This is a genomic window from Streptomyces sp. BE303 (assembly GCF_036290945.1).
Classification (GTDB): Bacteria; Actinomycetota; Actinomycetes; order Streptomycetales; family Streptomycetaceae; genus Kitasatospora.
The window spans coordinates 1-358 of sequence record NZ_JAQYWZ010000035.1 but is presented as its reverse complement, the minus strand read 5'-3'; the positions used below and the strand labels follow the sequence as shown (position 1 = coordinate 358).

1 protein-coding gene is annotated in these 358 nt (G+C 74.3%); it reads left to right on the top strand.

Annotated features, from left to right (window positions below; translation table 11 throughout):
• A partial coding sequence (locus PUR56_RS00110) for a hypothetical protein (RefSeq protein ID WP_329947324.1) occupies positions 1 to 358 on the top strand: 358 nt, incomplete at both ends.

The window sequence follows — 358 nt, the reverse complement described above, 5'->3', positions numbered from 1 at the left end:
GGCCGGTCTGCCTGCGCCGCACGGTCCGTCGCTGCAGGGGGTGTTGTGCGCGGCGGTGGCGGCGGCGCGGCTGTCCCCGCAGGACGACGTCGCGGTCGAGGCGCACGGGACCGGCCCGACGCTCGCCGCAGCGGCAGCCCGCCGTGCCGCGCTGGCCCATCGGGCGGTGGTGCTCGACGGTGACACCGTGGGGTTGACGACCGGGCTGGGCGCGTTAGCTTCCGGGTCGGGTTGTCTGAAGGGTGTTGCGGGTTCTGGTCGGGTGGCGTTCCTGTTCACGGGGCAGGGTGCGCAGCGAGCGTCGATGGGCCGGGGCTTGTACGAGGCGTTCCCGGTGTTCGCGGACGCCTTCGACCAG